At 58.8% G+C, this 23,807-nt stretch carries 21 protein-coding genes; 16 read left to right on the plus strand and 5 right to left on the minus strand.

Features of this window, described 5'->3' with window-relative positions; translation table 11 throughout:
* Positions 1 to 77 precede the first annotated feature (77 nt).
* The 16 genes from mraZ to lpxC all read left to right on the plus strand — a co-directional run bounded on the left by mraZ (position 78) and on the right by lpxC (position 17,902).
* Positions 78 to 533: a division/cell wall cluster transcriptional repressor MraZ gene (gene mraZ, locus AAEZ03_RS16685; protein WP_048367195.1), complete on the plus strand. Its 456-nt coding sequence runs from the start codon at positions 78 to 80 to the stop codon at positions 531 to 533.
* Positions 530 to 1,477, plus strand: coding sequence for a 16S rRNA (cytosine(1402)-N(4))-methyltransferase RsmH (gene rsmH, locus AAEZ03_RS16690; protein ID WP_048367194.1), 948 nt, complete (start codon positions 530 to 532; stop codon positions 1,475 to 1,477). The genes mraZ and rsmH overlap by 4 nt, the downstream gene beginning before the upstream one ends.
* Positions 1,474 to 1,767, plus strand: a complete 294-nt coding sequence (gene ftsL, locus AAEZ03_RS16695; RefSeq protein WP_048367192.1) for a cell division protein FtsL — start codon at positions 1,474 to 1,476, stop codon at positions 1,765 to 1,767. Before rsmH ends, ftsL begins: the two co-directional genes overlap by 4 nt.
* On the plus strand, positions 1,764 to 3,509 hold the full coding sequence (locus AAEZ03_RS16700) for a peptidoglycan D,D-transpeptidase FtsI family protein (RefSeq protein ID WP_048367191.1): 1,746 nt from the start codon (positions 1,764 to 1,766) through the stop codon (positions 3,507 to 3,509). The genes ftsL and AAEZ03_RS16700 overlap by 4 nt, the downstream gene beginning before the upstream one ends.
* Positions 3,509 to 4,972 carry a UDP-N-acetylmuramoyl-L-alanyl-D-glutamate--2,6-diaminopimelate ligase gene (murE, locus tag AAEZ03_RS16705; protein ID WP_048367190.1) on the plus strand — a complete coding sequence of 488 codons (1,464 nt, stop codon included), beginning with the start codon at positions 3,509 to 3,511 and terminating at the stop codon, positions 4,970 to 4,972. The genes AAEZ03_RS16700 and murE overlap by 1 nt, the downstream gene beginning before the upstream one ends.
* Positions 4,965 to 6,332: a UDP-N-acetylmuramoyl-tripeptide--D-alanyl-D-alanine ligase gene (locus tag AAEZ03_RS16710; protein ID WP_350580095.1), complete on the plus strand. Its 1,368-nt coding sequence runs from the start codon at positions 4,965 to 4,967 to the stop codon at positions 6,330 to 6,332. The genes murE and AAEZ03_RS16710 overlap by 8 nt, the downstream gene beginning before the upstream one ends.
* Positions 6,332 to 7,414: a phospho-N-acetylmuramoyl-pentapeptide-transferase gene (gene mraY, locus AAEZ03_RS16715; RefSeq protein WP_048367188.1), complete on the plus strand. Its 1,083-nt coding sequence runs from the start codon at positions 6,332 to 6,334 to the stop codon at positions 7,412 to 7,414. Before AAEZ03_RS16710 ends, mraY begins: the two co-directional genes overlap by 1 nt.
* A gap of 5 nt (positions 7,415 to 7,419) precedes the next feature.
* Positions 7,420 to 8,766: a UDP-N-acetylmuramoyl-L-alanine--D-glutamate ligase gene (gene murD / locus AAEZ03_RS16720; protein ID WP_350580098.1), complete on the plus strand. Its 1,347-nt coding sequence runs from the start codon at positions 7,420 to 7,422 to the stop codon at positions 8,764 to 8,766.
* Positions 8,763 to 9,977: a putative lipid II flippase FtsW gene (gene ftsW, locus AAEZ03_RS16725; RefSeq protein WP_048367186.1), complete on the plus strand. Its 1,215-nt coding sequence runs from the start codon at positions 8,763 to 8,765 to the stop codon at positions 9,975 to 9,977. The genes murD and ftsW overlap by 4 nt, the downstream gene beginning before the upstream one ends.
* Positions 9,967 to 11,037, plus strand: coding sequence for an undecaprenyldiphospho-muramoylpentapeptide beta-N-acetylglucosaminyltransferase (gene murG, locus AAEZ03_RS16730; protein ID WP_350580101.1), 1,071 nt, complete (start codon positions 9,967 to 9,969; stop codon positions 11,035 to 11,037). Before ftsW ends, murG begins: the two co-directional genes overlap by 11 nt.
* Positions 11,030 to 12,490 (plus strand): UDP-N-acetylmuramate--L-alanine ligase, encoded by a 1,461-nt coding sequence (gene murC, locus AAEZ03_RS16735; RefSeq protein ID WP_048367183.1) that lies wholly within the window; start codon positions 11,030 to 11,032, stop codon positions 12,488 to 12,490. The genes murG and murC overlap by 8 nt, the downstream gene beginning before the upstream one ends.
* Positions 12,487 to 13,443 (plus strand): D-alanine--D-alanine ligase, encoded by a 957-nt coding sequence (locus AAEZ03_RS16740; RefSeq protein WP_350580104.1) that lies wholly within the window; start codon positions 12,487 to 12,489, stop codon positions 13,441 to 13,443. The genes murC and AAEZ03_RS16740 overlap by 4 nt, the downstream gene beginning before the upstream one ends.
* A gap of 4 nt (positions 13,444 to 13,447) precedes the next feature.
* Positions 13,448 to 14,314 carry a cell division protein FtsQ/DivIB gene (locus AAEZ03_RS16745; RefSeq protein WP_048367179.1) on the plus strand — a complete coding sequence of 289 codons (867 nt, stop codon included), beginning with the start codon at positions 13,448 to 13,450 and terminating at the stop codon, positions 14,312 to 14,314.
* 15 nt (positions 14,315 to 14,329) lie between these two features.
* Positions 14,330 to 15,592, plus strand: coding sequence for a cell division protein FtsA (gene ftsA, locus AAEZ03_RS16750; RefSeq protein WP_350580106.1), 1,263 nt, complete (start codon positions 14,330 to 14,332; stop codon positions 15,590 to 15,592).
* A 71-nt stretch (positions 15,593 to 15,663) separates the two neighbouring features.
* Positions 15,664 to 16,878: a cell division protein FtsZ gene (ftsZ, locus tag AAEZ03_RS16755; protein WP_048367173.1), complete on the plus strand. Its 1,215-nt coding sequence runs from the start codon at positions 15,664 to 15,666 to the stop codon at positions 16,876 to 16,878.
* A gap of 112 nt (positions 16,879 to 16,990) precedes the next feature.
* Complete coding sequence (lpxC, locus tag AAEZ03_RS16760; protein WP_048367172.1) at positions 16,991 to 17,902, plus strand: UDP-3-O-acyl-N-acetylglucosamine deacetylase; 912 nt, start codon at positions 16,991 to 16,993, stop codon at positions 17,900 to 17,902.
* A gap of 297 nt (positions 17,903 to 18,199) precedes the next feature.
* Here the strand turns inward: lpxC and AAEZ03_RS16765 are convergent, their stop codons facing one another.
* The 5 genes from AAEZ03_RS16765 to AAEZ03_RS16785 all read right to left on the minus strand — a co-directional run bounded on the left by AAEZ03_RS16765 (position 18,200) and on the right by AAEZ03_RS16785 (position 23,803).
* Positions 18,200 to 19,645, minus strand: a complete 1,446-nt coding sequence (locus tag AAEZ03_RS16765) for a sensor domain-containing diguanylate cyclase (RefSeq protein WP_350580109.1) — start codon at positions 19,643 to 19,645, stop codon at positions 18,200 to 18,202.
* Between the two features lie 162 nt (positions 19,646 to 19,807).
* Entirely contained in the window at positions 19,808 to 21,127 is a 1,320-nt protein-coding gene (locus AAEZ03_RS16770) for an OprD family porin (protein WP_153330969.1), read from the minus strand.
* 191 nt (positions 21,128 to 21,318) lie between these two features.
* Complete coding sequence (locus tag AAEZ03_RS16775; protein WP_278940617.1) at positions 21,319 to 21,543, minus strand: hypothetical protein; 225 nt, start codon at positions 21,541 to 21,543, stop codon at positions 21,319 to 21,321.
* Positions 21,544 to 21,765: 222 nt separating this feature from the next.
* Entirely contained in the window at positions 21,766 to 23,154 is a 1,389-nt protein-coding gene (locus AAEZ03_RS16780) for a heavy metal sensor histidine kinase (RefSeq protein WP_278940615.1), read from the minus strand.
* Complete coding sequence (locus tag AAEZ03_RS16785) at positions 23,129 to 23,803, minus strand: heavy metal response regulator transcription factor (protein WP_048367163.1); 675 nt, start codon at positions 23,801 to 23,803, stop codon at positions 23,129 to 23,131. The genes AAEZ03_RS16780 and AAEZ03_RS16785 overlap by 26 nt, the downstream gene beginning before the upstream one ends.
* Positions 23,804 to 23,807: the final 4 nt, after the last annotated feature.

Consider the following 23,807-nt stretch of genomic DNA (forward strand, 5'->3'; position numbering starts at 1 on the left):
TAGTGTGCGCAAGTGGCGAAAAGTGGCATAAAGTGGGTTTTCCAGACGTAAAACGCTAATATTTGGAGTGCCGCCTCGTGTTTCGCGGAGCTAACGCAATCAGTCTCGATGCCAAGGGCCGTCTCGCAATGCCGAGCCGGTACCGTGACGAGCTGAATTCGAGAAGCTCCGGGCAACTGATCGTGACCATTGATGCGGTGGATCCCTGCTTATGTGTGTACCCGCTCGATGAGTGGGAATTGATTGAAACCAAGCTGCGGGCGTTGCCGTCGTTACGTGAAGAAAACCGACGTTTACAACGCTTGTTGATTGGTAATGCCGTCGATCTTGAGCTCGACGGCAGTGGTCGTTTTCTGGTGCCGCCGCGTTTGCGTGAGTATGCCAAGTTGGACAAGCGCGCGATGTTGGTGGGCCAGTTGAACAAGTTTCAACTGTGGGACGAGGATGCCTGGGAAGCCGTTTCTGCCGCTGACCTTGCAGCCATTCAACAACCGGGCGCGATGCCTGATGAACTGCGTGATTTAATTCTGTGACTATTGATAGCGACTTCAACCACATCACCGTACTGCTCGATGAAGCCGTAGAGGCTCTCGCCGTACGTCCTGATGGATGCTATCTGGATGGCACCTTTGGTCGCGGCGGACATAGCCGCCTGATACTCCAGCATCTTGGCCCCCAGGGGCGTCTCCTCGGGTTTGATAAAGATCCACAAGCGATTGCGACCGGGCAAGCGCTAGCGGCCGAAGACGGCCGCTTTGTCATTGTGCAGCGCAGCTTTGCTGAAATGGGATCCGAAGTGGCCGAGCGCGGCCTGGCGGGTAAGGTCAGCGGTGTTCTGCTCGACCTGGGCGTATCTTCGCCACAGCTTGACGACCCGGAGCGTGGCTTCAGCTTCATGAATGACGGCCCTCTGGACATGCGCATGAACCCGAATGCGGGCATCAGCGCGGCGGAGTTCGTCAACACCGCCTCCCACGAAGAAATCACCCGTGTGTTCAAGGAATACGGCGAAGAGCGCTACGCCGGTCGCATGGCCCGTGCCGTGGTCGAGCGCCGTGAAATCACACCGTTCGAGCGCACTGGCGATCTGGCTGAAGTACTCAAAGTCGCCAACCCGGCCTGGGAGAAGGGCAAGCACCCTGCGACCCGTACGTTCCAGGGCCTGCGTATTCACGTCAATAACGAACTCGGAGACCTGAAGGCCGGTCTTGAAGCGGCGCTGGAATCGCTGGAAGTCGGCGGCCGTCTGGTTGTCATCAGCTTCCACTCCCTCGAGGACCGCATCGTCAAGCTGTTCATGCGCGATTTGGTCAAAGGTGAGCCGGACAACCTGCCGCGTGGCTTGCCTGTCCAGCACAAAGCCTTTGAACCCAAGATCAAAATTCATGGCAAGGCGCAGTTCGCTTCTGAAGCCGAACTCAAAGCCAATCCGCGCTCGCGCAGCGCCGTCATGCGCGTTGCGGAGAAGCTTCGTTGAACAAGCTTTACGCCAAACCCCTCCCCGGCGGAAGCTTCTTCATGCTGCTGCTGTTTGTTGCCGTGCTGGTTTCAGCCGTGGGCGTTTCCTATAGCGCGCACTGGAACCGCCAATTGCTCAACACCCTGTACGGGGAACTGAGCGTGCGCGACAAGGCTCAGGCAGAGTGGGGCCGCTTGATCCTTGAGCAGAGCACCTGGACTGCCCATAGCCGTATCGAAACCCTGGCCAGCGAACAACTGAAGATGCACATCCCCGGTGCAGCAGAAGTTCGGATGGTGACGCCATGATCAAACTCGAAGGCGCGCTCTATCCGTGGCGTTTTCGCGTGGTGCTGGGTTTACTGGCGCTGCTGGTAGGCGCGATCGCCTGCCAGATTATCTACCTGCAAGTGATCGACCACGATTTCTTGAAAGGTCAGGGTGATGCCCGCAGCTTGCGGCACATCACTATCCCGGCACACCGCGGGTTGATTACCGACCGTAATGGCGAGCCTCTGGCGGTCAGTACGCCGGTGACCACGCTGTGGGCCAACCCAAAAGAAATGCAGGCGGGTAAGGATCACTGGCCGGCATTGGCGCGCGCGCTTGGGCAAGACCCTAAAGTGCTGACTGCGCGCCTTGAGCAGCAAGCCAACAAAGAATTCATTTACCTCGTTCGTGGCCTGACGCCCGAGCAGGGTCAAGTCGTGCTCGACCTCAAGGTTCCGGGCGTTTACGGCATTGAAGAGTTCCGCCGCTTCTACCCGGCCGGTGAAGTCACCGCGCACATGGTGGGCTTTACCGATATCGATGACAAAGGTCGTGAGGGTGTCGAGCTGGCCTATGACGAATGGCTGGCCGGTGTGCCGGGCAAGCGACAGGTCATCAAGGACCGACGCGGTCGTCTGATCAAAGACATTCAAGTCACTAAAAACGCCAAGGCAGGGAAGACCTTGGCGTTGTCGATTGACCTGCGCCTGCAATACCTGGCCAACCGCGAACTGCGCAATGCGCTGGTCGAAAACGGTGCCAAGGCGGGCAGCTTGGTGATCATGGACGTAAAGACCGGCGAAATCCTCGCCATGGTCAACCAACCGACTTACAACCCGAACAACCGTCGCAACCTGCAACCGGCGATGATGCGTAACCGCGCCATGATCGACGTGTTCGAGCCGGGTTCAACGGTTAAGCCGATTTCGATGAGTGCGGCGCTGGAAACCGGTCGCTGGAAACCAACCGACAAGGTTGAGGTGTACCCGGGTACCTTGCAGTTGGGCAAATACACCATTCGTGACGTATCGCGTACTGAAGGCCCGGTGCTGGACCTGACCGGCATCCTGATCAACTCCAGTAACGTGGGCATGAGTAAGGTCGCCTTCGATATCGGTGGCGAAGCGATTTTCCGTCAGATGGCGAAAATGGGCCTGGGCCAGGACACCGGCCTGGGCTTCCCCGGCGAGCGTGTGGGTAACCTGCCTAACTACCGTGAATGGCGCAAAGCCGAAACCGCGACCCTGTCTTACGGCTACGGTGTTTCCGTGACCGCCATCCAGTTGGTTCACGCGTTCTCGGCATTGGCCAACAACGGCAAGCTGGCACCGCTGACCTTGCTCAAAGCCGACAAGGACAAGCCCGTACAAGCCACGCAAGTCATGCCGGAACAGGTCGCCAAGACCTTGCAGGGCATGCTCCAGGAAGTGATCGAAAACCCGCGTGGTGTCTGGCGTGCCAAGGTGCCGGCGTATCACGTCGGCGGCAAGTCGGGTACGGCGCGTAAAACCTCGTCCGGCGGCGTTAAAGGCTACGCGGTCAACTCTTACCGTTCCCTGTTTGCCGGTTTTGGCCCGATGAGCGATCCGCGCTACGCGATCGTGGTCGTGATCGATGAGCCGAGCAAGGCGGGCTACTTCGGTGGTCTGGTATCGGCGCCGGTCTTCAGCAAAGTGATGTCCGGTACGTTGCGCCTGATGAACGTGACCCCGGACAACCTGCCGACGGCAGCAGAGCAACAAGCTGCGACCGCTGCAGCAGCCAAAGGAGGGCGCGGCTAATGTCCCTGAACCTGATCAAGATTTTCCCTAACGCGGGTCACGACGTGATGATCCGTGAGTTGACCCTCGATAGCCGCAGTGTGCGTGCCGGTGATTTGTTCCTCGCGGTACCGGGCGCCAAGCTCGATGGTCGTGAACACATCGCCGATGCCTTGCAGCGTGGCGCAGCCGCCGTGGCCTATGAAGTCGAAGGCGCTTCAGTGTTGCCGATTACCGATGTACCGCTGATCCCTGTCAAAGGTTTGATCGCTCAACTGTCGGACCTGGCCGGGCGCTTTTACGGTGAGCCAAGCCGCGTCTTGAACCTGGTGGGCGTGACCGGCACCAATGGCAAAACCAGCGTGACGCAACTGGTCGCGCAAGCGCTTGATCACCTGGGCCAACACTGCGGCATCATTGGCACGCTGGGTACCGGTTTTTACGGTGCGCTGCAAAGCGGGCGCAACACCACGCCGGACCCGATTGCCGTGCAAGCCATGTTGGCCGACCTGAAAAAGGCCGGGGCCAAAGCCGTTGCCATGGAAGTGTCGTCCCACGGGCTGGATCAAGGTCGGGTCAGTGCGTTGGCGTTCGACGTGGCCGTGATGACCAACTTGTCCCGCGATCATCTGGACTATCACGGCACCATGGAAGCTTATGCAGCCGCCAAGGCCAAGCTGTTTGCCTGGCCTGATCTGAGCAGCCGGGTAGTGAACCTGGATGACGAGTTCGGCCGTCAACTGGCGAGCGAAAAGCACCCCTCGAAACTGATCAGTTACAGCCTCGAAGACAGCAGCGCTTACCTGTATTGCCGTGACGCGGTGTTCGATGACGATGGTGTGCGCGCCACGCTGGTAACCCCGCAAGGCGAGCACCTGTTGCGCAGCACTTTGCTCGGTCGCTTCAACCTGAGCAACGTCCTGGCGGCGGTGGGTGCGCTGCTCGGTCTCGACTATGCACTCGATGAAATTCTCAAGGTCTTGCCCACGCTGGAAGGCCCGGTGGGTCGCATGCAGCGCCTGGGCGGCGGCAGCAAGCCGCTGGTCGTGGTCGATTATGCCCACACCCCGGACGCGCTGGAAAAAGTACTGGCGGCCCTGCGTCCTCACGCCAAAGGTCAGTTGCAATGCCTGTTCGGCTGCGGCGGCGACCGTGATCGCGGCAAGCGCCCGATCATGGCCGAAGTGGTCGAGCGGTTGGCTGACGCCGTACTGGTGACAGACGACAACCCGCGCAGCGAAGACCCGGCGCAGATCTTCAGCGATATCCGTGCAGGCTTTGCCAGCGCTGACAAGGTGACCTTTGTCGCCGGTCGCAGTGCTGCCATTGCCCAGATCATCGCCAATGCCGACGCCGAAGACGTCATCGTGCTGGCCGGTAAAGGCCACGAGGACTATCAGGAAATCAACGGCGAACGCCACGATTTCTCTGACCTGGTCGAAGCTGAAAAAGCCCTCAACGCCTGGGAGGCTGCGCATGCTTAAGCCTTTGTTGTTGAGCGAAGTGGCAGCCACCCTGAACGGCCGTGTGGTCGGTGCAGACGTATCTTTCAGCGGTGTCAGCATCGACAGCCGCGCCATTGCCCAGGGCGAGTTGTTCATTGCCCTGACTGGCCCGCGTTTTGATGGCCATGACTATTTGAATGATGTAGCCGAAAAAGGCGCTGTCGCCGCCCTTGTTGAGCGCGAAGTGCCTGAGTCGGCCTTGCCTCAACTGGTGGTCAAGGATACCCGCGTCGCGTTGGGCCAATTGGGTGCGCTGAACCGTGCCGGCTACGACAAGCCTGTTGCAGCCATCACCGGCTCCAGCGGCAAAACCACGGTCAAGGAAATGCTCGCCTGCATCCTGCGCACGCGCGGCCCGGTGCTGGCGACCAAAGGCAACTTGAATAACGACTTGGGTGTGCCGCTGACCCTGCTCGAACTGACCCGGGAACACACCTCGGCGGTCATCGAACTGGGTGCTTCGCGCATCGGCGAAATCGCCTACACCGTGGCCATGACCAAGCCCCACGTTGCGGTACTGAACAACGCCGGTACCGCCCACGTGGGTGAGTTCGGCGGCCCTGACAAAATCGTCGAGGCCAAAGGTGAAATTATTGAAGGCCTGGAGGCAGACGGCATCGCCGTGCTCAACCTCGATGACAAGGCTTTTGCCATCTGGCACGCCCGCGCAGCCGGTCGCCAGGTGCTCAGCTTCTCGCTGAAAAACCCTGAAGCAGATTTCTACGCCAGTGATATGAGCCTGGATGCGCGGGGTTGCCCACGTTTTACCCTGCACAGCCCGCAAGGTATCGAGCCGGTTCAAATCAACCTGCTGGGCACGCATAACGTGGCCAATGCCTTGGCCGCCGCGGCTGCCGCCCATGCGCTGGGTGTGTCGTTGTTCGGCATCAAAACCGGCCTTGAGGCCGTGCAGCCAGTCAAAGGGCGTGCGGTCGCGCAAGTGACTAGCACAGGCCTGCGAATTATTGATGACACTTACAACGCAAACCCCACCTCAATGTGCGCTGCCGTTGATATACTCGCCGCCTTTTCCGGTCGTACCGTCCTGGTGCTCGGAGATATAGGCGAGTTGGGTGAGTGGGCGGAGCAAGGACATCGTGAAGTAGGCGCTTATGCCGCCGACAAGGTTTCAGCGCTCTATGCGGTGGGACCGCTGATGGCTCATGCCGTCGCTGCATTTGGACACCAGGCTCGTCACTTTGCCAATCAGGCTGACCTGATCACGGCACTTCGCACTGAGCACGAAAAAAACACCACTATTTTGATCAAGGGCTCGCGCAGCGCAGCGATGGAGAACGTCGTTGCGGCACTGTGCGGTTCCTGCGGGGAGAAACATTAATGCTGCTGCTTCTAGCGGAGTATCTACAACAGTTCTACAAGGGCTTCGCAGTCTTCCAGTACCTGTCCCTGCGCGGGATTCTGGGCGTACTGACCGCGCTGTCGTTGTCGTTGTGCCTGGGCCCGTGGATGATCCGCACCTTGCAAAACCGTCAGATCGGCCAATCGGTGCGTAACGATGGTCCGCAATCACACCTGTCCAAATCCGGCACCCCGACCATGGGCGGTGCGTTGATCTTGTCGGCCATTACCATCAGCACCTTGCTGTGGGCAGACCTGAGCAACCGTTATGTGTGGGTCGTGTTGCTGGTGACCCTGCTGTTTGGCGCCATTGGCTGGGTTGACGACTACCGCAAGGTCATCGAAAAGAACTCGCGCGGGCTGCCAAGCCGCTGGAAGTACTTCTGGCAATCGGTGTTCGGCCTGGCTGCGGCGATCTTCCTGTACGTGACCGCGCCAAGCGCCGTCGAAACCACCTTGATCCTGCCAATTCTTAAAGATGCCAGCATTCCACTGGGCATCGGCTTTGTCGTGCTGACCTATTTTGTGATCGTCGGTTCGAGCAACGCGGTCAACCTCACTGACGGCCTCGACGGCCTGGCGATCATGCCAACCGTGATGGTCGGCGGCGCGCTGGGTATCTTCTGCTACCTGTCGGGCAACCTGAAATTCGCTGACTACCTGCTGATCCCGTATGTCCCGGGCGCCGGTGAGCTGATTGTATTCTGCGGCGCACTGATTGGCGCCGGGCTTGGTTTCTTGTGGTTCAACACCTACCCGGCACAAGTGTTCATGGGCGACGTCGGCGCACTGGCACTGGGTGCTGCGCTGGGCACCATCGCGGTCATCGTGCGTCAAGAAATCGTGCTGTTCATCATGGGCGGTGTGTTCGTGATGGAAACCCTGTCGGTGGTCATCCAGGTCGCGTCGTTCAAGCTGACCGGCAAGCGGGTGTTCCGCATGGCGCCGATTCACCACCACTTTGAACTCAAGGGCTGGCCTGAGCCACGCGTGATCGTCCGTTTCTGGATTATCACCGTGATCCTCGTGTTGATCGGCCTTGCCACGCTGAAGCTGAGGTAGAACCTGTGTCTCTGATCGCTTCTGACCACTTCCGCATCGTTGTCGGCCTCGGCAAGAGCGGCATGTCCCTGGTGCGCTTTCTGGCGAGCCGGGGTGTGTCGTTTGCCGTAGCGGACACGCGGGAAAATCCCCCGGAGCTGGCCACGCTGCGCCGTGACTATCCGCAGGTGGACGTGCGTTGTGGCGAGCTGGACGTCGAGTTCCTGTGCCGCGCCGATGAGCTCTACGTGAGCCCCGGCCTGGCCCTGGCGACGCCTGCGCTGCAAGCGGCCGCTGCCCGTGGGGTGAAGCTGTCGGGCGACATCGACCTGTTCGCGCGTAACGCGAAAGCCCCCATCGTGGCAATCAGTGGTTCCAATGCGAAAAGCACCGTGACCACGCTGGTGGGCGAAATGGCCGCGGCGGCCGGCAAGCGTGTGGCCGTGGGCGGCAACCTTGGCACCCCGGCGCTGGACCTGCTCAGCGATGACATCGAGCTGTACGTGATGGAACTCTCGAGCTTCCAGCTCGAAACCACCAACGACCTCGGTGCTGAAGTCGCCACCGTGCTTAACATCAGCGAAGACCACATGGACCGCTACAGCGGCCTGCCGGCGTACCACTTGGCCAAGCACCGGATTTTCCGTGGCGCTCGCCAGGTGTTGTTCAACCGTCAGGACGCACTCACCCGTCCGCTGATGGGCGAAGGCCTGCCGTGCTGGTCGTTCGGCTTGAGCGTTCCCGATTTCAAGGCGTTCGGCCTGCGCGAAGAGCAGGGTGAAAAATACCTGGCCTTCGAATTCCAGAACCTGATGCCCGTGCGTGAACTGAAAATCCGTGGCGCACACAACCAGGCCAACGCTTTGGCTGCGCTGGCGCTGGGGCATGCCGTGGGCTTGCCGTTCGACGCCATGCTGTCGAGCCTGCGCACGTTTGCCGGTCTCGAGCACCGCTGCCAATGGGTCCGCGAACTGGACGGCGTGAGCTATTACAACGACTCCAAAGCCACCAACGTCGGTGCTGCCCTGGCCGCCATTGAAGGCTTGGGTTCGGACATGGACGGCAAGCTGATCCTGATCGCCGGCGGTGACGGCAAGGGCGCTGATTTCAGCGGCTTGCGCGATTCCGTCGCCAAACACTGCCGCGCCGTGGTGTTGATGGGCCGCGATAGTGGTCTGATCGCCGATGCGCTGGGTGATGCGGTTCCGCAAATTCGGGCCACTTCGCTGGACGACGCCATCGCGCAAAGCCGCGCACAGGCTCGCCCAGGTGACGCGGTACTGCTGTCGCCCGCGTGCGCCAGCTTTGACATGTTCAAAAATTACGAAGAACGCGGCCACCTCTTTGCTCGCGCAGTGGAGGCATTGGCATGATCTTCGGCTTCCTCAAACCTTATCCTTCGCCCTTGATTACGGGCCGTGGCATAGACCTCGACTTCCCGCTGCTGGCCGGTTGCCTGGCGCTGCTGGGCCTGGGGCTGGTGATGATCACCTCGGCATCGTCCGAAGTGGCGGCATTGCAGTCGGGTAACACGCTGTACCACATGATCCGGCACCTGTTTTACATCGTGCTCGGTCTGGGTGCGTGCGTGATGACCATGATGGTGCCGATTGCGACCTGGCAGCGTATGGGCTTCATGCTGCTGATCGGTGCGTTCGGCTTGCTGGTCATGGTGTTGCTGCCGGGCATTGGCCGTGAGGTCAACGGTTCGATGCGCTGGATCGGTTTCAGCTTCTTTAACGTGCAGCCTTCGGAAATCGCCAAGGTGTTTGTGGTGATTTACCTCGCCGGCTATCTGGTGCGTCAGCAGAAGGAAGTGCGCGACAGCTGGATGGGCTTCTTCAAGCCCTTCATCGTGTTGCTGCCCATGGCCGGTCTGTTGCTGATGGAGCCTGACTTCGGCGCCACGGTAGTAATGATGGGCGCTGCGGCGGCCATGTTGTTCCTCGGCGGTGTGGGCCTGTTCCGCTTCGCATTGATGGTGGCGTTGGCAGTGGGCGCGGTGTTCGTGCTGGTTCAAGCACAGCCGTACCGGATGGCGCGTCTGATTACCTTTACCGACCCATGGTCCGACCAGTTTGGTTCGGGCTATCAACTCACCCAGGCACTGATCGCGTTCGGTCGCGGCGAGTGGTTCGGGGTGGGCTTGGGCAACAGCGTACAAAAGCAGTTCTACCTGCCTGAAGCGCACACCGACTTCGTGTTCTCGGTATTGGCTGAAGAACTCGGCGTGGTCGGCTCGTTGCTGACCGTGGCGCTGTTCGTGTTCGTCTGTGTGCGCGGCATGTACATCGGCATGTGGGCAGAGCGCGCCAAACAATACTTCTCGGCTTACATGGCGTACGGCTTGTCGTTCCTGTGGATCGGCCAGTTCCTGATCAACATCGGGGTAAACGTCGGTTTGCTGCCTACCAAAGGCCTGACCTTGCCATTCCTCAGTTATGGCGGCAGTTCGTTGGTGATTTGCTGTGTGTGTATGGGTTTGTTGCTGCGCATCGAGTGGGAGAGTCGAACCCACCTGGGCAGCGAAGAGACCGACTTCAAAGAAAGCGACTTCGCAGAGGAGCCGAACCATGGGCGCTAATGTGCTGATCATGGCGGGCGGCACCGGCGGGCATGTGTTCCCGGCGCTGGCTTGCGCGCGTGAGTTTGAAGCGCGTGGCTACACCGTGCACTGGCTCGGAACACCGCGAGGCATCGAAAACGAACTGGTTGAACCGGCAGGCTTTACCCTGCACCGGATCAACGTCACGGGCCTGCGTGGCAAAGGCAAACTGTCGCTGCTCAAGGCGCCGTTTGTGTTGCTCAAGGCCTTGTTCCAGGCACGCGCAATCATCCGCCAACTCAAGCCCGTGTGCGTGCTCGGGTTTGGCGGCTATGTGACCGGGCCTGGCGGTCTGGCGGCCAAAACCTGCGGCGTGCCGGTGATCATTCACGAGCAGAACGCCGTGGCCGGTACCGCCAACCGTTTGTTGGTGCCGATGACGAACCGTGTGTGTGAAGCCTTCCCGCAGACGTTTGCTGCTTCGGACAAGCTGCGCACCACTGGCAACCCGGTGCGCCCCGAGCTGTTCACCCTGGCGCCCCGCGCTGCACTCGAAGGGCGCAAGGCGCGCTTGCTGGTGCTGGGCGGCAGCCTGGGTGCCGAGCCCCTGAACAAATTACTGCCTGAAGCCTTGGCCAACGTAGCAGCTGAGCTGCGCCCTGAAGTGTTTCATCAGGCGGGCAAACAACACGATGAAATCACCGCCCAGCGTTACACCGCGGCCGGTGTCGAGGCAGATGTTCAGCCCTTCATCAAAGACATGGCCCACGCTTATGGCTGGGCCGACCTGGTGGTTTGTCGCGCAGGCGCGCTGACCGTCAGTGAACTGGCTGCGGCCGGTCTGCCTTCGCTGCTGGTGCCGTTGCCCCACGCGATTGACGACCATCAGAGCCGTAATGCTGACTTTTTGGCACGGGAGGGCGCGGCCTTCCTGATGCCGCAAGCGACAACTGGCGCGGCCGAACTGGCGGCTCGCCTGACAGAGGTATTGATGCAACCGGAACGACTCAACAGCATGGCGGCCAACGCGCGTCGCCTGGCCAAACCTGATGCCACCCGTAACGTTGTCGACATCTGCCTGGAGGTGGCCAATGGTTGAGAATCAAAAAGCCATGCCGCAACCGGAAATGCGCCGCATTCGTCGTATCCACTTCGTCGGTATCGGCGGCGTGGGCATGTGCGGGATCGCAGAGGTATTGCTGAACCTGGGCTATCAGGTGTCGGGCTCTGACCTCAATGCATCGGCGGTCACCGAACGCCTTGAGTCGTTTGGCGCGCACATCTTTATCGGCCACCGCGCCGAGAACGCTGCCAACGCCGATGTGCTGGTGGTGTCCAGCGCTGTAAACACCTCTAACCCGGAAGTCGCCAGTGCGCTTGAGCGCCGCATTCCGGTAGTGCCACGGGCCGAAATGCTGGCTGAGCTGATGCGCTATCGCCACGGTATCGCCGTTGCCGGCACGCACGGCAAAACCACCACCACCAGCCTGTTGGCCTCGGTGTTCGCGGCCGGTGGCCTGGACCCGACGTTCGTGATCGGTGGCCGTCTGAATGCAGCAGGCACCAATGCCCAACTGGGTACCAGCCGTTACCTGATTGCTGAAGCTGACGAGAGCGATGCCAGCTTCCTGCACCTGCAGCCGCTGGTTGCGGTCGTCACTAACATCGACGCCGACCACATGGCGACCTACGAAGGCGACTTCAACAAACTGAAGAAAACCTTCGTCGAGTTCCTTCACAACCTGCCGTTCTATGGCTTGGCTGTGCTGTGCCTGGACGATCCGGTGGTGCGTGAAATCCTGCCGCTGGTTAAACGTCCAACCGTGACCTACGGCTTCAGCGAAGCCGCTGACGTGCGCGCCATCAATGTGCGCCAGCAGGGCATGCAAACCTTCTTCACCGTGCTGCGCCCAGACCGCGAACCGCTGGATGTGTCGGTCAACATGCCGGGCAACCACAACGTACTGAACGCCTTGGCCACCATCTGCATCGCCTCCGATGAAGGCATCAGCGATGAAGCCATCGTTCAGGGCCTGTCGGGCTTCCAGGGCGTGGGTCGACGCTTCCAGGTCTACGGTGAACTGCCGGTCGATGGCGGCAGCGTGATGCTGGTGGACGACTACGGTCACCACCCGACCGAAGTTGCTGCAGTGATTAAAGCCGTGCGCGGTGGCTGGCCTGAGCGCCGCCTGGTCATGGTCTATCAGCCGCACCGCTTTAGCCGGACCCGCGACCTGTACGACGATTTCGTGCAGGTTCTGGCCGACGCCAACGTGTTGCTGTTGATGGAAGTCTACCCGGCGGGCGAAGAGCCGATTCCGGGCGCGGACAGCCGTCAGCTGTGCCACAGCATCCGTCAGCGTGGCCAGTTGGACCCGATCTACATCGAGCGCGGCGTTGAGCTGGCGCCGATCGTCAAGCCGCTGCTGCGTGCGGGCGACATTCTGTTGTGCCAAGGGGCGGGCGATATCGGCCGTCTGGCACCGCAACTGATTAAAAGTCCGTTGTTCGCCGGCGCTGTGATCGCTGCCAACGAGGGGAAACTGAAATGACTGCTGCCTACGCCACGCTGTTTTCGACCATCGCCCCCGCCGATTTCGGCCGGGTAGCGGTGCTCTTTGGCGGCAAAAGTGCTGAACGTGAAGTGTCCCTGAAATCGGGTAATGCCGTTCTCAAGGCGCTGCTGGACGCGGGTGTTAACGCCTTCGGTATCGATGTGGGCGATGACTTCATCAGCCGTATCACCGCTGAAAAAATCGACCGCGCCTTTATCATCCTCCACGGCCGTGGCGGTGAAGACGGCAGCATGCAAGGCCTGCTGGAATGCCTGGGCATCCCTTATACCGGCAGCGGCATTCTGGCGTCGGCGTTGGCCATGGACAAGCTGCGCACCAAGCAGGTGTGGCACAGCCTGGGGATTCCAACACCGCGTCACGCCGTGTTGAGCAATCATGACGATTGTATTTCTGCGGCGAAGGAACTGAGCTTCCCTTTGATCGTCAAACCGGCCCATGAAGGTTCAAGTATCGGTATGGCCAAAGTGAACAACGTTGATGAGTTGATCAGCGCGTGGACCGAGGCCAGTAAGTACGACTCGCAAGTGCTGGTTGAGCAATGGATCCACGGTCCTGAGTTCACCATCGCCACCCTGCGTGACCAAGTGTTGCCACCTATCGCACTGGGCACGCCGCATACGTTCTACGACTACGACGCCAAATACGTGTCTGAGGATACTCAGTACCGGATTCCGTGCGGCCTTGATAGCGACAAAGAGCAAGAGCTGATGGAGCTCACCGCCAAAGCCTGTGAGGCGATCGGGATTGCCGGTTGGGGCCGTCTGGACGTGATGCAAGACGTCGACGGCCAGTTCTGGCTGCTTGAGGTCAACACCGCGCCGGGCATGACGGACCATAGCCTGGTGCCGATGGCGGCCAAGGCGGCGGGTCTGGATTTCCAACAACTGGTGCTGTCGATTCTGGCCGCCAGTGTTGAGCCACGAGGTTAAGACCATGCCAGGCGCATCGCTTCGTCATCAGCAACCTGTCCCCGGCCGCAAGCCGGTGCCACGGGGTGCCAGCCGGATGGTGGCTAAAGAGCCGATGTCGGTGCGTGTGCCAAAAGCCAATTTCGGCTTTTTGAAAGTGCTGTTTTGGCCTGTGTTGCTGGTGGCCCTGGGGTTCGGTACGTACGAAGGCGCACAACGCCTGATGCCGTACGCGGACCGCCCGATCACCAACATCAATGTGCAGGGTGACTTGACCTACATCAGTCAGCAGGCCGTGCAACAGCGTATTGCTCCTTATGTGGCCGCGAGTTTCTTTACGGTCGATCTGGAAGGCATGCGCACTGAGCTGGAACAAATGCCATGGATTGCTCACGCCGAAGTCCGTCGGGTGTGGCCGGACCAAGTGGTGATTCGCCTTGAAGAGCAACTGCCGGTTGCGCGCTGGGGCGATGAAGCATTGCTGAACAACCAGGGCCAGGCATTCACCCCGCGTGAGCTGGCCAACTACGAACATTTGCCGCAGCTGTTTGGCCCACAACGGGCCCAGCAGCAAGTGATGCAGCAGTATCAGGTGTTGAGCCAGATGCTGCGTCCGATGGGCTTTTCCATTGCCCGGCTGGAATTGCGTGAGCGCGGTAGCTGGTTCCTGACCACCGGAGCCGGCAGTGCAGGGCCTGGGATCGAGCTGCTGTTGGGGCGCGATCACTTGGTAGAAAAAATGCGTCGCTTCATAGCCATCTATGAAAAAACGCTGAAAGAACAGATTACAAACATTGCGCGCATTGATTTGCGTTATGCCAACGGATTGGCCGTCGGCTGGCGGGAACCTGTGGCACCCACGATAGCCCAACCCGCTGTCGCGAAGAATTAAGAAGAGGCAGGACCCATGGCAAATGTGCAAAGCGGCAAAATGATCGTTGGTCTCGATATCGGTACCTCCAAGGTGGTGGCGCTGGTAGGCGAGGTTGGTGAAGACGGCACGATCGAAATCGTCGGTATTGGCACGCATCCGTCCCGGGGCCTGAAGAAGGGCGTGGTGGTCAACATCGAGTCCACCGTGCAGTCGATCCAGCGCGCGATTGAAGAAGCGCAGCTGATGGCCGGTTGCCGGATCCACTCGGCGTTCGTCGGTGTTGCGGGCAACCATATCCGCAGCCTGAACTCCCACGGCATCGTTGCCATCCGTGATCGTGAAGTGAGCACGGCTGACCTTGAGCGCGTGCTTGACGCTGCCCAGGCAGTGGCCATTCCGGCTGACCAGCGTGTGTTGCACACCCTGGCGCAGGACTACGTGATCGATAACCAGGAGGGCGTTCGTGAGCCGCTGGGCATGTCGGGCGTACGTCTTGAAGCCAAAGTGCACGTGGTGACTTGCGCGGTAAATGCTGCGCAGAACATTGAGAAATGCGTGCGTCGCTGTGGTCTTGAGGTGGATGACATCATCCTCGAGCAACTGGCGTCGGCTTACTCGGTATTGACCGATGACGAGAAAGAACTGGGCGTGTGCCTGGTCGACATCGGCGGTGGCACCACCGATATCGCGATCTTCACTGAAGGCGCGATTCGTCACACCGCGGTAATCCCGATTGCGGGCGATCAGGTCACCAACGACATCGCGATGGCGTTGCGTACCCCCCCGACCCAATACGCCGAAGAAATCAAAATCCGTTACGCCTGCGCACTGGCCAAACTGGCCAGCGCGGGTGAAACCATCAAAGTACCGAGCGTGGGCGACCGTCCTCCGCGCGAGCTGTCCCGCCAGGCCCTGGCCGAAGTGGTTGAGCCGCGTTACGACGAATTGTTCACGTTGATCCAGGCAGAGCTGCGTCGCAGCGGCTACGAAGACCTGATCCCGGCCGGCATCGTGCTGACTGGTGGCACTTCGAAAATGGAAGGCGCTGTTGAGCTGGCGGAGGAGATCTTCCACATGCCGGTTCGTCTGGGCGTACCGCACAGCTTCAAAGGCTTGTCCGACGTTGTGCGCAATCCGATTTACTCCACCGCTGTGGGCTTGTTGCTGTACGGGCTGCAAAAGCAGTCGGACGGTATTTCCATATCGGGTATCAGCAACCGCGACAGCTACAGCAGTGAAGAACAAAAAGCCCCTGTGTTCGAGCGCCTCAAGCGCTGGGTTCAGGGCAACTTTTAAAGCTTGAGCAGTAAAAGATTCAAAAGCAGTAGAAGTAGGCGAAATAACTAGAGAATGTAAGGAGAGGGACCATGTTCGAACTCGTAGACAACATCCCGCAGAGCCCGGTAATCAAAGTTATCGGTGTTGGTGGTGGCGGTGGCAATGCTGTTAACCACATGGTTAAGAGCAACATCGAAGGCGTGGAATTCATCTGCGCCAACACTGACGCACAAGCGCTGAAGAACATTGGCGCGCGTACCATCCTGCAATTGGGCACCGGTGTGACCAAAGGCCTGGGTGCTGGCGCCAATCCTGAGGTCGGTCGTCAGGCCGCTCTGGAAGACCGCGAGCGCATCGCTGAAGTGTTGCAGGGCACCAACATGGTGTTCATCACCACGGGCATGGGCGGTGGTACCGGTACCGGTGCTGCGCCGATCATTGCCGAAGTGGCCAAGGAAATGGGCATCCTCACCGTTGCGGTGGTGACACGTCCGTTCCCGTTTGAAGGTCGCAAGCGCATGCAGATCGCTGACGAAGGCATTCGTCTGCTGTCCGAAAGCGTTGACTCGTTGATTACGATTCCGAACGAAAAACTGCTGACCATCCTCGGTAAAGACGCCAGCCTGCTGTCGGCTTTCGCCAAGGCCGATGACGTACTGGCCGGTGCCGTTCGCGGTATCTCCGACATCATCAAGCGTCCGGGCATGATCAACGTCGACTTTGCCGACGTGCGCACCGTGATGAGCGAAATGGGCATGGCAATGATGGGCACTGGCTGCGCCAGCGGTCCTAACCGTGCACGTGAAGCGACCGAAGCGGCCATCCGCAACCCGCTGCTCGAAGACGTGAACCTGGAAGGCGCTCGCGGCATCCTGGTAAACATCACTGCCGGTCCTGACCTGTCTCTGGGTGAATACTCCGACGTGGGCAGCATCATCGAAGCGTTCGCTTCGGAGCACGCAATGGTCAAGGTCGGTACTGTTATCGATCCGGACATGCGCGACGAACTGCACGTGACCGTGGTTGCTACCGGTCTGGGCGCGAAAATCGAGAAACCGGTCAAAGTTATCGACAACACCGTTCAGGCATCGTACGCAACGGCTTCGGCCCAGCCAGCGCCTTCGCGTCAAGAACCGCGTGTCGAGCGTCAGGAGCTGCCAGCGGTTAACTACCGTGACCTGGACCGTCCAACCGTGATGCGTAATCAGGCTCAGCACGGCGCAACAGCCGCTGCCAAGCTGAATCCGCAAGATGATCTGGACTACCTGGACATCCCGGCATTCCTGCGTCGTCAGGCTGATTAATGAAATCAATCAGGGGGATTCAGGTGATTGGTGTTCAGCAAAGGCTCGGTCTGCTATTATCGCCAGCCTTTGTTGATACCAGTTCGCAATTTGCGCTGAAGCGGCCAATGCCATGATTAAACAACGCACCCTGAAAAATATTATCCGTGCCACAGGTGTCGGCCTGCACTCCGGTGAGAAGGTCTACTTGACCCTCAAGCCTGCGCCTGTGGACACCGGCATCGTGTTTTGTCGTGCAGACCTTGACCCTGTGGTGCAGATTCCTGCTCGCGCGGAAAACGTCGGCGAGACGACGATGTCGACCACGTTGGTCAACGGCGACGTAAAAGTAGACACGGTAGAGCATTTGCTCTCGGCCATGGCTGGCCTTGGGATCGATAACGCCTACGTCGAACTCTCCGCGTCTGAAGTCCCGATTATGGACGGTAGCGCCGGACCTTTCGTGTTTTTGATTCAATCTGCCGGCCTGGAAGAACAGGACGCGCCGAAGAAGTTCATCCGTATCCTGCGTGAAGTGACAGTGGAAGATGGCGACAAGCGCGCTACTTTCGTCCCTTTCGAAGGCTTCAAGGTGAGCTTCGAGATCGATTTCGATCATCCGGTTTTCCGTAACCGCACCCAAAGTGCAAGCGTGGATTTCTCAAGCACTTCGTTTGTAAAAGAAGTCAGCCGCGCGCGTACCTTTGGTTTCATGAGTGACATCGAGTACCTGCGCAAGCACAACCTCGCACTCGGCGGCAGCGTGGAAAACGCGATCGTAGTCGACTCCGATGGTGTACTGAACGAAGACGGCCTTCGCTACGAAGACGAATTCGTGAAGCACAAAATCCTCGACGCCATTGGCGATCTCTACCTGTTGGGCAATAGCCTGATTGGTGAGTTCAAGGGCTTCAAGTCTGGCCATGCCCTGAACAACCAGCTGCTTCGCAAGCTGATTGAACAGACCGATGCATGGGAAGTCGTGACCTTTGAAGACGCCAGCACTGCACCGATCTCGTACATGCGTCCGGTTGCGGCAGTTTAAGTAAAACTTCATTCTCTAGTTTTTGAAGGCCACCCTCGGGTGGTCTTTTTTTTTCCCAGTGTTTAACGTAAATCTGTAGGGGCGAGCTTGCTCGCGATCTTTTGATCTTGGGTGGGGCAGCTTCGCTACCCATCGCAGCCTTCGTGCCTCGGCAGCGGCTACAAGTCGGACGTAGCCTCGCAAAGCTCGTCAACTGCTACGGGAGGTGCACATCTGTAGGAGCGAGCTTGCTCGCGATCTTTTGATCTTAAAGATCGCAACTGCCGTACACAAAGGTCATGCCCATGGGGCTCTTGCCTACACCAACGGCGGCTTCACCGCATTCAACCCCGTTTCATTGATGTTCACGACCCGGTTACGCCCGGCTTTCTTGGCTTGATACAACGCCTTGTCTGCGGCGCTCAACAACACGTCCTGGGTTTCGCCCGACCTGGCATAGCGGGTGCACGAGCCCAGGCTGATGGTCAGCCTTTTATGCTCCGGCAACACCGGGGGCATTTGCTCGACGGCGAGACGGATTTTCTCACACAGAAGACGTGTGCCGGCGGCCTCCGTTTCGGTCAGTACTACGACAAACTCTTCTCCCCCATAACGGGCTGTCAAATCAGCCGGTCGGCGGACGTGTGCCTTGATTACGGAAGACACCTGACGGATGGCTTCATCACCCGCCTGATGGCCGTAAGCATCGTTGAAAGCTTTGAAATGGTCGATATCAATCATGATCAATGACACCGGGTTACCCGAGCGTTGAGCCCGGCGCCATTCCAGATCCAGGGCGCGGTCCAGTGTTCGGCGGTTGGCCAGCCCGGTCAGCGGGTCAGTCGAGGCCAGAGCTGCGAGATCTCGCTCGGCGTTAAGGCGCAAATTCAATTCTCGAATCAGCAACCAGGTCAGCCAGAACAGGCCCAAGCATAAAAGTAGCGTGACGCTACCAATCAGCAACGCCGTGTGCTGCCAATTACTGAAAATGCTCGAGGCTGCTACCGCCACCACCACGATGATGGGCAGATCATGAACCTGAGCGAAGTTGAATAGCCGTTCGTGGTGATAGATACCGGACATGGCGATAAAACTGCCATAACGCTCATTTAAAAAACGGCGGAAATTGGGCGCCTGGCTGAGGTCTTGGCCGATGTGAACTTTGCTGGTGGCCGGGTACTGCAACATGAGTATGCCGTCAGTGTTGAGTAAGCTGATATTGCCATTAGGGCCAATGTCCAGACCGCGAAACAGATTCTGGAAATACGATACTTTCAGTTGCCCGACCACAACCCCCGCAAATGTCCCGTCGGCGGTCGAAAGTCGTCGACTGAGGAAAACGATCCATTCAGGAGTGTCTGTATGGGCGAGTTGTGGGGGGCTGATTAACAGTTCATCGCTTGTGCTGTTTCGATGTGTGTTGAACCAAGGCTGCTGGCTGGCGTTAGCCGGGGCACTGAAGCCCGGCTGCGAGCGGGCAACCAGCTTGCCATGGGCATCCAGTACAAAAAAACCGGCTGAAGACGGGGTTTCATTGGTTCGGTCGAAGAGCAAGGATTGCCGGGTCTGGGCAGGCAGCGTCTCCAGGATCTGAGTCTGTAGCAGATCGATGACGTTAATCAGTACAGAATCATAAATAGAAAAGGTGTTGCGAATATCGCGATTGATCAGTTGCACGATATTCATGGCCGAACGCTTGGCATCTTCTTCGGTGTTGCGGTATTCCCGGACCAGCAAATAGCTGACGATGCTGAGAATGACCAAGGCTGAAAATGTCGTTGCCCCGATCAGTGTGCGGCGGGTAATGACAGGAGTGCGCGCGGAATACTTAATGGCTTTACCCTCAAGGCTATAAATCGTGCCTGCTCCTAAGGTACAGCCCTTGAGGTATAAGGCCAGCTAAAAAGCTGGCCTTATGGTCACGATTTAGAAGATGTTCAGAGGATAGTCAACAATCACCCGGTATTCATCGACATTGTGATCGACTGTTTCATAGGCCGCGTTGCCACGGTTCGTTGCCCAGCGCAGGGTAAAGCCCAAGTCTTTGGCCTTGCCTTCCTGAACCACGTATTTGGCGCTCAGGTCACGCTCCCAGTGGAACGCGTTTTTGCCGTTGGGGTTGTACCAGTTGCTGTAACCGATGCTGTTCGGATCCGCCTTGGTCAGGTCCACTTCACCGCGTGAATACGAGGCGCTGGTGGTCAGGCCAGGGATGCCGAGGCCAGCAAAGTCATACTCGTATTGCAGTTTCCACGAGCGTTCGTTCGGGCCGTTGAAGTCCGAATACTGCTGCGAGTTATCCAGGTAAATACTGTCGCCTTGGTTGATGTAGTCAAACGGCGTGTTGCCGTTGACGCGTTGGTACACGGCGGTGACTTTGTGCCCGTCCATCCCCACTGCAAAGTGCAGGCTGAAGGTGTTGTTGTTGATGGCGCCCAGCAGCGCGTTGCCTGTGTCCTGCGTGTGGTAGTAGTGGAAGCCAGGGTTCAGGGTGATGCCGTTGCTCAGCGAATGGGTGTAGTCCAGATCGTAGTAGTACTGGTTCCAGACGTTTTGCAACTGCGAGGCATACAGGTTGCTGGTGACCCCCGGGATGCCGCTGAAGGCTACGCCAGCCCAGGTCAGGTGCTTGGTGGTCTGGTCATTCAGATTGCCGTAGGTAGTGGTCAGGCGGCGCATGCCGCTCTGGTTGTAGGGCTTGTCGTAGGTGACTTGACCGCCTTCCAGCATCCAGCCCGCAAAGCTGTGGTTGGTCAGGCTGATGCCCTGGAACGTCTGCGGCAACATGCGGGTTTCACCGCCTGCGATCACCGGGTTGGTGATGAACAGGTCACCGGCTTTCAGTTCGGTATCAAACGCGCGAATTTTCAGCGCCGCACCGCCCGACGAAAAGTCGGTGGGCGCATTACCGTTGCCGCCACCGATCGGCAGGATACTGCTACCGCTAGTCCCGCCACCGCCATCCAGCTTGAGGCCGAGCATGGCGTAGGCATCCAGACCAAAACCGACCACGCCAGGCGTGTAGCCCGAGGCGAATTTGGCAATGAAACCTTGGCCCCACTCCTTGCCGTCATGGGTGTCCGGGCTGTGGATGTCGTGGTTCATGTAGTAGTTGCGTAGATGCAGGTCGAGGGTCGAGCCGTCGATGAACCCCTCTTTTGAGGTGTCGTCATCTGCCTGTGCAATCAGCGGGATCGTTGCAGTCAGTGCGATGAATAGAGGACTGAGCTTTAGCGCTTGTTTCATCAGTCGGTTGCTCCTTTAAAGTGACGGCAGTTTTTATTTTCTTTGAAAATTCAGTTCTTATTTGTAGGCGCTTCACGGTCTGTGCGCCTTTTTTTAAAACAAAAAAAAGCCGCTATCATAGCGGCTTTTGAAACAATCAGTCACATACGTGTCATCAGACTGACTGGGTCGGGAAATTTTTGCACGTGAAATCAGCTGTCTTTTGGTTCATCTGTCGGGCTGACTTTGACCTGTGTTTGCTGGGATTTGACATCATTTTGATGGCTGGCTGCGAGCTCGGTTTGACGCTGTTCAAAGGCCGCTGCGCGGGCCTCGTTTTTGGCGATGAACGCAGGGGATTCTTCTGCCATGGCCAGAGGCGACAACATCATAGAAGACAAAACGAAAACGCTAGCCATACCCATACTGGTGGACATTTCAGGACCTTCTTGCAGAGCAAGTGTTGTGTGATGGGCTAAATCTATAGTGCCGGCGGCGAATGAAACAGCGTCATTCCGTACAAGGACTGTTGCGGTTTGAGTAACAAAGCCGGGGTGCGATTTGAAACACCCAACCCCGTAGTCGCTGCCAAGGTACGCAGGCTGCGATCAGATCAAACGCCAATCAAGCTCAACAGATCGCGATGCAAAACGCCGTGTTTACATCGGCAAATGCAGGCCAAAGGTATTGCGCCCCTCGCCAGTGCGCACAAACACTTCGCCGCCATGCATCTGCGCGATGGCTTTGACGATGGCCAGGCCCAGGCCGTGGTTGGCAACGCTGTTGTGGCGTGAAGCATCCACGCGATAGAAGCGCTCGAACAGGCGCGGCAAATGCTCGGCGGCAATGGGATCGCCCGGGTTGCTGATGCTGATGCTTGCCTGATGCGCGGTTTGCTCGATCTGTACATCAATGTGCTGCCCAGGTGCGGTGTGTTGCACGGCGTTGCTCAGCAAGTTGATCAGCGCCCGGCGCAGATGGGCTTTTTCGATGTTGACCTGGGCATCGCCACTGACCCGTACCGAAACGTGGGCGTCTTCGAGAATGAACTCCAGATAGTCCAGCGTGGTGGCCACTTCATCTGCCAGCGAGGCGCGGGTCAGTTTGCTGGCTTTGCTGCCTTGGTCGGCACTGGCCAAAAACAACATGTCATTGATGATGCTGCGCAGACGCTCCAGTTCTTCGAGGTTGGATTGCAACACTTCAAAGTAATGCTCCGCCGACCGCCCGCGGGTCAGCGCCACCTGGGTCTGGCCAATCAGGTTGGTCAGCGGTGAACGCAGTTCATGCGCCACGTCGGCATTGAACGACTCAAGGCGGGTATACGCCTGTTCAACCCGGTCCAGGGTTGAGTTGAAGCCATTGACCAAGTGATCCAGCTCAGGTGGAAGCGGCGACAGATGCAAGCGCCCGGACAAACGCGGCGGCTCAAGTTTCTGGGCTTTGTCAGACAGGGTTATCAGCGGTTTCAGCCCGATGCGCGCCACCCAATAACCCAAGGCAGACGCCAGCAAAACGCCAATGATCGCCAGGCTGATGAGTGCCATCAGCAGGTGGTGCTGGGTTTGGCGAAAGGTTTCGGTGTCGATTCCGATCAAAAACCGCAGCGCCGGGCGTTGTTCCTTGGCCGGGATCTGGCTGATCAATACCTTGAACGGGTACGCCTCGCCGGGTAATTGCAGGTCGCGCACGCCCGTCGGGCCTTGGGCGAACGCGCGTATTTGCGCGTCAGGCGAGCCATATTCGTAGTGGGGGTCATTGCTGATGGCCCAAAAGCGGATGCGTTTGTCTTCTTCGCTGAGCAAGGTGAATTTGGAGGTGATCTTGGCCCAGTGATCGGGGTTGCCGAAGCGATTGATCGACGACTCCAGCACGCTGAACCGCGCGTCCAGTTCGGCTTCGGGCAGCATGCTGATGCCCTTGTCGACCTGCTGGTACAGCGCCCCGCCAATCAACACAAACACCAGCAAGGCCACCAGCGTGAACAATACGCTCAGGCGCATCGCGATGGAGTTCAGGCGGTTAAACACCGCGACGCTCCAGCACATAGCCCATGCCGCGAATGGTGTGCAGTAACTTGTGCTCGAAAGGCCCGTCCAGCTTGGCCCGCAGGCGCTTGATTGCGACTTCGACGACGTTGGCGTCGCTGTCGAAGTTGATGTCCCAGACCATCTCGGCAATCGCCGTTTTAGAGAGGATTTCACCCTGGCGACGGGCCAGTACGCTGAGCAGCGCAAACTCTTTGGCCGTCAGGTCCAGACGGCTTCCAGCGCGGCTGGCCTTGCGGCTGATCAGGTCGATCCACAGGTCATCGACTGTTACTTGCACCGGTTCATGGCCGCCGCTACGACGGGTCAAGGCTTGGAGTCGGGCGACCAGTTCCAGAAACGAAAACGGCTTGCCCAGATAATCATCAGCGCCTTCGCGCAGGCCGCGCACCCGGTCTTCAACCCGCTCGCGTGCGGTCAGCATGATCACTGGCGTTTGCTTGCGCGCACGCAAGGCGCGCAACACACCAAAGCCGTCGAGTTCCGGGAGCATCACGTCGAGCACAATCACCGCGTAATCGCTTTCCAGCGCCAGGTGCAAACCCTCGACGCCATCGCGTGCGACATCCACCGTGTAGCCTTGCTCTGTCAGCCCGCGATGCAGGTAGTCAGCGGTTTTTTCTTCGTCTTCAATAATTAGAACGCGCATAACC

Source organism: Pseudomonas sp. HY2-MNA-CIBAN-0224, from assembly GCF_040310285.1.
GTDB classification, from domain to species: Bacteria; Pseudomonadota; Gammaproteobacteria; order Pseudomonadales; family Pseudomonadaceae; genus Aquipseudomonas; species Aquipseudomonas helleri.

What these genes read in the sequence shown, in the direction of transcription:
- ftsA (WP_350580106.1), top strand. Translation starts at nt 14,330, where the DNA reads ATGGCAAATGTGCAAAGCGGCAAAATGATCGTTGGTCTCGATATCGGT.
- AAEZ03_RS16770 (WP_153330969.1), bottom strand. Translation starts at nt 21,127, where the DNA reads ATGAAACAAGCGCTAAAGCTCAGTCCTCTATTCATCGCACTGACTGCA.
- murE (WP_048367190.1), top strand. Translation starts at nt 3,509, where the DNA reads ATGTCCCTGAACCTGATCAAGATTTTCCCTAACGCGGGTCACGACGTG.
- murC (WP_048367183.1), top strand. Translation starts at nt 11,030, where the DNA reads ATGGTTGAGAATCAAAAAGCCATGCCGCAACCGGAAATGCGCCGCATT.
- lpxC (WP_048367172.1), top strand. Translation starts at nt 16,991, where the DNA reads ATGATTAAACAACGCACCCTGAAAAATATTATCCGTGCCACAGGTGTC.
- mraY (WP_048367188.1), top strand. Translation starts at nt 6,332, where the DNA reads ATGCTGCTGCTTCTAGCGGAGTATCTACAACAGTTCTACAAGGGCTTC.
- AAEZ03_RS16780 (WP_278940615.1), bottom strand. Translation starts at nt 23,154, where the DNA reads ATGTGCTGGAGCGTCGCGGTGTTTAACCGCCTGAACTCCATCGCGATG.
- ftsZ (WP_048367173.1), top strand. Translation starts at nt 15,664, where the DNA reads ATGTTCGAACTCGTAGACAACATCCCGCAGAGCCCGGTAATCAAAGTT.
- AAEZ03_RS16700 (WP_048367191.1), top strand. Translation starts at nt 1,764, where the DNA reads ATGATCAAACTCGAAGGCGCGCTCTATCCGTGGCGTTTTCGCGTGGTG.
- AAEZ03_RS16785 (WP_048367163.1), bottom strand. Translation starts at nt 23,803, where the DNA reads ATGCGCGTTCTAATTATTGAAGACGAAGAAAAAACCGCTGACTACCTG.
- AAEZ03_RS16745 (WP_048367179.1), top strand. Translation starts at nt 13,448, where the DNA reads ATGCCAGGCGCATCGCTTCGTCATCAGCAACCTGTCCCCGGCCGCAAG.
- murG (WP_350580101.1), top strand. Translation starts at nt 9,967, where the DNA reads ATGGGCGCTAATGTGCTGATCATGGCGGGCGGCACCGGCGGGCATGTG.
- ftsW (WP_048367186.1), top strand. Translation starts at nt 8,763, where the DNA reads ATGATCTTCGGCTTCCTCAAACCTTATCCTTCGCCCTTGATTACGGGC.
- AAEZ03_RS16740 (WP_350580104.1), top strand. Translation starts at nt 12,487, where the DNA reads ATGACTGCTGCCTACGCCACGCTGTTTTCGACCATCGCCCCCGCCGAT.
- AAEZ03_RS16710 (WP_350580095.1), top strand. Translation starts at nt 4,965, where the DNA reads ATGCTTAAGCCTTTGTTGTTGAGCGAAGTGGCAGCCACCCTGAACGGC.
- AAEZ03_RS16775 (WP_278940617.1), bottom strand. Translation starts at nt 21,543, where the DNA reads ATGTCCACCAGTATGGGTATGGCTAGCGTTTTCGTTTTGTCTTCTATG.